Genomic DNA, 3,195 nt, shown 5'->3' with positions numbered 1-3,195 from the left:
GTTCCCTTTATTTACAAAGAAATTTGAATGTTTATCAGAGATTGAACCAGACCAAAACTTATCAGAGGTAGTAAAGAAATATAAGCCGAGCATAATATTTAATGCTTTACACGGTCAATATGGTGAGGATGGATATATTCAATCAATTCTAGAGCATATTGGTATTCCGTATACACACTCGGGTGTCCTTGCATCTGCCAAGGCAATGGATAAAGAGATTTCAAAAAAAATATTTATTGAAAACAATATTTTAACACCTCGTTATTTAAAATATAATTTTGATGAACCTTTTGCAGATATTAAATCTAAAATAAAAAAAAAGATTGGTTTTCCTGTAGTTATTAAACCTATTAACGAGGGATCAAGCGTAAATGTTTATATTTGCAATAATTCAAATTTAAAAAATAATTTGAAAAAACTTAAATTTTATAGAGAAATATTGATTGAAGAATTCATTCCTGGACGGGAAATTCAAGCTGCAATTTTAGGAAAAATAAAGTTAGGAGCAATAGAATTAAAGCCTAAAAGAAAATTTTATGATTATGAGGCAAAATATAATACTAAAGCTAAAACAAAACACATAATTCCAGTAGATTTACCAAAAAAAAAATATAATGAACTTATGAATATTTCTTTGCGAGTTCATAATTTGTTAAAGTGCAGGGGTGTTACAAGATCGGATTTTAAATTCTATAGAAATAGATTTTATCTTTTAGAAATTAATACACAACCTGGTATGACGAAACTTTCGTTAGTTCCTGAAATATCTGCTTATAAAGGTATAGATTTTATTAAACTAATTAATTTAATTTTAAAAGATGCCTCAACAAATAAATAAAAAAATTTTCTTGATATTAGTTATACTTTTTACATTAGGTACGTTTAGTAATAAAAATATTGGTAGCACTAGTTTTCTTAAGAATGGCAACTTCAAGATTAAAGATTTAAGTAATTTTGAAAATAAAAAATTAAGACAGGATTTATCAAAACTTAAAAATCAAAACCTTTTTTTTCTGAGTAAAGAAAAGGTTTTAGCTATTCTTAATTCAAATGAAATCGTTGAAAGTTCATATATTTTCAAAAAATACCCAACACATTTAAATGTTAAAATTTGGAAAACAAATTTTTTAGCAATTACAAAAAACGAAGGTAAAGATTATTATATAGGATCAAATGGTAATTTAATTAAAGTTGAAGATGAGAAAATTGATTTACCATTCATATTTGGTGATATTGAAATTTCAGAATTTTTAAAATTAAAAAAGATAATGAATGATTTCAACTTTAATTATCAAAGTATTCAAAATTTATATTATTTTAAATCTAAAAGATGGGATTTAGAAACCAAAGAAGGGTTACTTATACGTTTGCCTTCAAAAAATTTAGAGAAATCTTTTAAGATTTTGTTAAACATACTTAACGATGCAGATCTAAATAATTTTACAAACATTGATTTGAGAAATAATAACCAGGTAATTATCAGTGGATAAAATAGAAAAGAACAAATTCTTTCTATTTATAGGGTATCAAAAATTTATATTTTCAATTTTAGATAATAATAATCAAGACTTATTTGAAAAAGAGTTTCCAATAAGTGAAATTTCTCTTGAAAAAATATATGATCCTTTAGAGCAATTTTTGGATCAAAACGTTATCGAATTAGAAAAAAAATTTAAATATTATATTAAGGAAATAAATCTAATACTTGATATTAACGAATTTGTTAATGTTAAAATTTCAACAACAAATAATTTTAATTATTTATCACACCAACTTGATAATAATTCAAATTATTTATTTAATATTAAGAATGATGTCATGAAAAATATGCAAGGATATGATTTAATTCATATGATAATTAAAAAGTATTTAGTTGATGGTAAAGAATATCCATCTATGCCAACCGATAACATCCAAAAAAATGTATACTTAGAAATACAATTTATTTTATCAAAACATGAAATCACCCAAAAACTTAAGAAAATTTTTTCTAAATACCAAATTTTAGTGAAAAATATTTCATGCTTTAACTATGTAAATAGTTTTAAAAAATCTGATTTGAGTAATATATTTGATTTATCTGACAAACTATCTAACGGATATAATCAAAAAGAAATAATTTTTCTCAATAAAACTCGAAAAAATATAGGTTTTTTTGAGAAATTTTTCAATTTTTTTAGATAAATCTGTATTTTACGGTAACATTTGTTGTTTTTAGTTTTTCTTAAAACGTGAATAAAAGATCGATGTGTCATTATTAAACCAAAAAACTATTAAAAGCTCGGTATCTTTCCAAGGAATTGGGTTACACAGCGGTAAGATAGTTACAATTAACTTAAAAAGCTCTGAACCTGATACAGGTATAATTTTTAAAAGAATAGACTTAAATGAAAATAATTTAGTTTATCCAAATTTTTCTAATGTAAGTAATACATCTTTAAATACTACAATATCCAATCATTATGGGGTTAAAGTTTCAACAATCGAACATTTAATGGGCGCTTTATTTGGTTTAGGAATAGATAATGTTTTGATTGAAATAGATAATGAGGAAGTTCCAATCTTAGATGGTTCTGCAAAAGAGTTTATTGATAAAATTGTATTAGCTGGCATTACTGTGAGCAACAAACCAATTAAGATTATAAAAATAAATAACAAAATTGAATTTAAAGATGGTGACAGATTTATAAGTATTGAACCATCAAAACTTAGTTTAGATATAGACTTTGAATTAAAGTATCAAAATAATCTTATAGCAAATCAAAAAAATAAAGTTAATGTTTATGAAGATGATTTAAAAGATATTTTTAATTCGAGAACTTTTTGTTTATATGAGGATATCGAAGCAATTAAAAAATTAGGACTAGCAAAAGGTGGAAGCCTAGAAAATGCAATTGTTGTTAAAGATAATGAAATTTTAAATGAAAATGGGCTTAGAAATTCACTCGAATTTGTAAATCATAAAATTTTAGATTGTATTGGAGATTTGTTTACAAGCGGATACAGAATAGTCGGAAGTGTTAAATGTTCACAAGGTGGACACTTCTTGACAAACCAACTATTAAGAAAAGTGTTTGGAAATAATGAAAATTTTTCAATCGTTGAAATTCAAGAAAGAAATTTACCTCATACCTTGATAAATAAAAGTTTATTAAGATCTATAGCATAATATTTTTTTATCCTTATAATTAGTTT

Annotated in this window: 4 protein-coding genes; all 4 read left to right on the top strand. The window is 24.0% G+C overall.

The window, feature by feature from the left end:
* Positions 1 to 838: D-alanine--D-alanine ligase (locus AMN95_RS00140; protein ID WP_075521989.1), on the top strand; the 838-nt coding region annotated here is incomplete at its 5' end.
* Positions 819 to 1,490, top strand: a complete 672-nt coding sequence (locus AMN95_RS00135) for a cell division protein FtsQ/DivIB (protein ID WP_075521988.1) — start codon at positions 819 to 821, stop codon at positions 1,488 to 1,490. The genes AMN95_RS00140 and AMN95_RS00135, both read left to right, overlap by 20 nt.
* Positions 1,483 to 2,184: a hypothetical protein gene (locus tag AMN95_RS00130; protein ID WP_075521987.1), complete on the top strand. Its 702-nt coding sequence runs from the start codon at positions 1,483 to 1,485 to the stop codon at positions 2,182 to 2,184. The genes AMN95_RS00135 and AMN95_RS00130 overlap by 8 nt, the downstream gene beginning before the upstream one ends.
* 64 nt (positions 2,185 to 2,248) lie before the next feature.
* Entirely contained in the window at positions 2,249 to 3,169 is a 921-nt protein-coding gene (lpxC, locus tag AMN95_RS00125; protein WP_075521986.1) for a UDP-3-O-acyl-N-acetylglucosamine deacetylase, read from the top strand.
* Positions 3,170 to 3,195: the final 26 nt, after the last annotated feature.

Origin of the sequence: Candidatus Pelagibacter communis (genome assembly GCF_001180185.1) — a bacterium.
Lineage (GTDB): Bacteria > Pseudomonadota > Alphaproteobacteria > Pelagibacterales > Pelagibacteraceae > Pelagibacter > Pelagibacter ubique_F.
The sequence above is the reverse complement of the archived record's forward strand: the minus strand, read 5'-3'. Positions and strand labels throughout refer to the sequence as shown.

What these genes read in the sequence shown, in the direction of transcription:
- AMN95_RS00135 (WP_075521988.1), top strand. Translation starts at nt 819, where the DNA reads ATGCCTCAACAAATAAATAAAAAAATTTTCTTGATATTAGTTATACTT.